Source organism: Streptomyces sp. 8L (genome assembly GCF_020176795.1).
GTDB lineage: Bacteria > Actinomycetota > Actinomycetes > Streptomycetales > Streptomycetaceae > Streptomyces.
This window is the reverse complement of the sequence record NZ_JAIUKE010000769.1, coordinates 1-2,834: the sequence shown is the minus strand read 5'-3', so window position 1 is coordinate 2,834 and position 2,834 is coordinate 1. Positions and strand designations below refer to the sequence as shown.

General features: G+C 72.7%; 3 protein-coding genes. 2 read left to right on the top strand and 1 reads right to left on the bottom strand.

From position 1 onward, the window contains the following. On the top strand, nt 1-601 hold a 601-nt coding region (locus LCE31_RS38520; protein WP_308042418.1), incomplete at its 5' end, for an acetate uptake transporter. 162 nt (nt 602-763) lie between these two features. Here LCE31_RS38520 and LCE31_RS38515 read toward each other — a convergent pair. After that, nucleotides 764-1,915 carry an acyl-CoA dehydrogenase family protein gene (locus LCE31_RS38515; RefSeq protein WP_225022855.1) on the bottom strand — a complete coding sequence of 384 codons (1,152 nt, stop codon included), beginning with the start codon at nt 1,913-1,915 and terminating at the stop codon, nt 764-766. Between the two features lie 156 nt (nt 1,916-2,071). Between LCE31_RS38515 and LCE31_RS38510 the strand changes: the two genes are divergently transcribed. Then, nucleotides 2,072-2,722 (top strand): TetR/AcrR family transcriptional regulator, encoded by a 651-nt coding sequence (locus LCE31_RS38510; protein ID WP_225022854.1) that lies wholly within the window; start codon nt 2,072-2,074, stop codon nt 2,720-2,722. Nucleotides 2,723-2,834: the final 112 nt, after the last annotated feature.

The window sequence follows — 2,834 nt, the reverse complement described above, 5'->3', positions numbered from 1 at the left end:
CCCCCGGCCCGCCTCGGCAGCCCCCCTCCCGTCCACCGCGGGCATCGCCGATCCGGGCGCCCTCGGGCTGGCCGGATTCGCGACGACCACCTTCATCCTCAGCACGTTCAACACCGGGCTGCTCAGCGACAGCCTCGAAACCGTGGTGCTCCCGTTCGCCCTCTTCTTCGGCGGAATCGCGCAACTCCTCGCGGGCATGTGGGAGTTCCGCAGGGCGAACACCTTCGCCGCCACGGCGTTCAGCGCGTACGGCGCCTTCTGGCTGGGGTTCGCCTACTACATCTCGCAGGTGGTGCCGAAGCTGCCCCCGGCGCACGCGTACCAGGCCACCGGCCTGTTCCTGCTGGCCTGGGCCGTCTTCACGACGTACATGATCATCCCGGCGATGCGCACCAACGGGGCGGTACTGGGCGTGATCGTGGTGCTGGCCGTCACCTTCATCCTGCTGACCGTCGGCGCGTTCGCCCAGTCGACGGGCATCGACAAGGTGGGCGGCTGGGCGGGGTACGTCACCGCGGCCCTCGCCTGGTACGCGTCGTGCGCGACCGCGGCCAACGGGACCTGGAAGAAGACCGTCCTCCCGGTGTGGCCGCTCGACTGACACCGGCGCACGGGAGGACCCCGGCGTCCGGAAGCCGGCGTACGGGTGAAGCCGGCGCACGCATCCGGTGGGCGCCAACCCCCCGCCGCCACACGGCCGGTGCCCCGCCCCTCGCGGCGGGGCACCGTCGTGCCCGGAGCGTGCGAGGCGGGCGGGGCGGGCTCAGAAGGCCGAAACCCCGGTCAGGGCGCGGCCGATGATGAGCTTCTGGATCTGGCTGGTGCCCTCGTAGAGGGTCATCACCCGTGCGTCGCGCAGGAGTTTGCCGACCGGGTACTCGTCGATGTAGCCGTAGCCGCCGAACACCTGTATCGCGTTGTTCGCGGCGCGGACCGCGGCCTCCGACGCGAACAGCTTCGCCTTCGACGCGGCGGTGGCGAACTCCTCGCCGCGGTCGATGAGATCGGCCACCCGCCAGGTCAGCAGCCGGGCCGCGTCGACGTCCACGGCCATGTCGCTGATGAGCTCCTGCACCAGTTGGTGGTGGGCGATGGTGGAGCCGAACTGCTCGCGCTCGCCCGCGTATCCGACGGCGGCGTCGAGCGCCGCCTGGGCGATGCCGACACAGCCGGCCGCCACCGCCATCCGGCCCTTCGCCAGCGCGGACATGGCGAGGGAGAACCCCTTGCCCTCGGGGCCGAGCAGCGCGCCGGAGGGCACGCGCACCCCGTCGAGGGCGAGTTCGGCGGTGGCCTGGCCGCGCAGCCCCAGCTTGCCGTGCAGGGTGCGCCGGGTGAGCCCCGGCGCGTCGGTGGGCACGAGGAAGGCGGAGATGCCGCGGTGGCCCGGCGCCTCGTTGGTACGGGCGAACAGCAGCACCACATCGGCCCAGGTGCCGTTGGTGATGAACATCTTCGAGCCGTCGATGACCCAGTCGTCGCCGTCCCGTACGGCGCGCGTCGCGAGGTTGCCCGCGTCGGAGCCCGTGCCCGGCTCGGTGAGGCCGAAGCAGCCGAGGGCGTCGCCCGAGGTGAGCCGGGGCAACCAGGCGCGCTTCTGCTCCTCGTCGCCCCACGCCAGGATCGTCTTGCCGACCAGGCCGAGCGAGACGGAGACGATGCCGCGCACGGAGGAGTCGCCGCGCCCGAGTTCCTCGGTGACCAGGCAGTACGTGAGATGGTCGCCGCCTGAACCGCCGTACTCCTCGGGCACGGTCATGCCGAGCAGACCGAGCGCGCCGAGCTTGCCGACGACCGACCGGTCGACGCTCTCCGCCCGGTCCCACTCGACGACGTGCGGGGTGATCTCGCGGCTCACGAAGTCGCGCGCGAGGGCGCGGACGTCGGACTGCTCCTCACTCAGCTCCAGGTTCATGGTGCGCGGCTCTCCTTCGGGCGGTGCGCGGGCGACGCTGCTGTCGGCGCCGCGGGCGTCCCGGCGGCGCGGCGTCCCGGTGGCGCACGGACGCTTCCCCGTGCACGTTAAATTAGCACTGCTAGTTTACTGCGGGCAGGCCCTACTATGTGCGCCATGGCCCGACCGCGCAAGCCCCTGCTCAGCCCGGAACGCATCATCGCCGCGGCAGGCGCGCTGGTGGACGCCGAAGGGCTCGAAGCGGTCTCCACCCGCAGGCTCGCCGCCGAGCTCGGGGTGAGCGGCCCCTCGCTCTACAATCACTTCCGCACCAAGGACGAGATCCTTGAGGCGGTGGCGGACACGGTGAGCGCCCAGGTCGACCTGTCGATGTTCGACGAGCGCGACCCACGGGACTGGCGCGCGGCGCTGCACGACTGGGCCGTCTCCTACCGGGCGGCGCTCGCCGACCACCCGTACCTCGTGCCCCTGCTGGCCCGCGGCCCGGGCCGCCGCCCCGCCGGGCTGCGGGTGGCGGACGCGGTCTTCGGCGCGATGGTCAGAGCGGGCTGGCCGCCCGCGCAGGCGACCAGGATCGGCGCGCTGATGCGCTACTTCATCACCGGCTCCGCGCTGTCGTCGTTCGCACGCGGTTTCGTGGACGACCGGGCCGCGTACGACCCGGACGACTACCCGCACCTCGGCCAGGCCCACCTGCTGGCCGAGCACCAGCGGCAGGTGGACGAGGGCGCCTTCGAGACGGGCCTGCGCGCGCTGATCGACGGCCTCGCGCAGGAGTACGCCCGCCGCGCGGCGGGCTCCCCCTAGGGGGTGTCCGCGAGGTCGCGCCGTCCGCGCGAGGGGCGGGACTTCGCGGACACGGGCTAATGGCGCCGGAGAGCGAGCCAGTGCGGGTCCGGAACAACCGTCAGGACGGCGG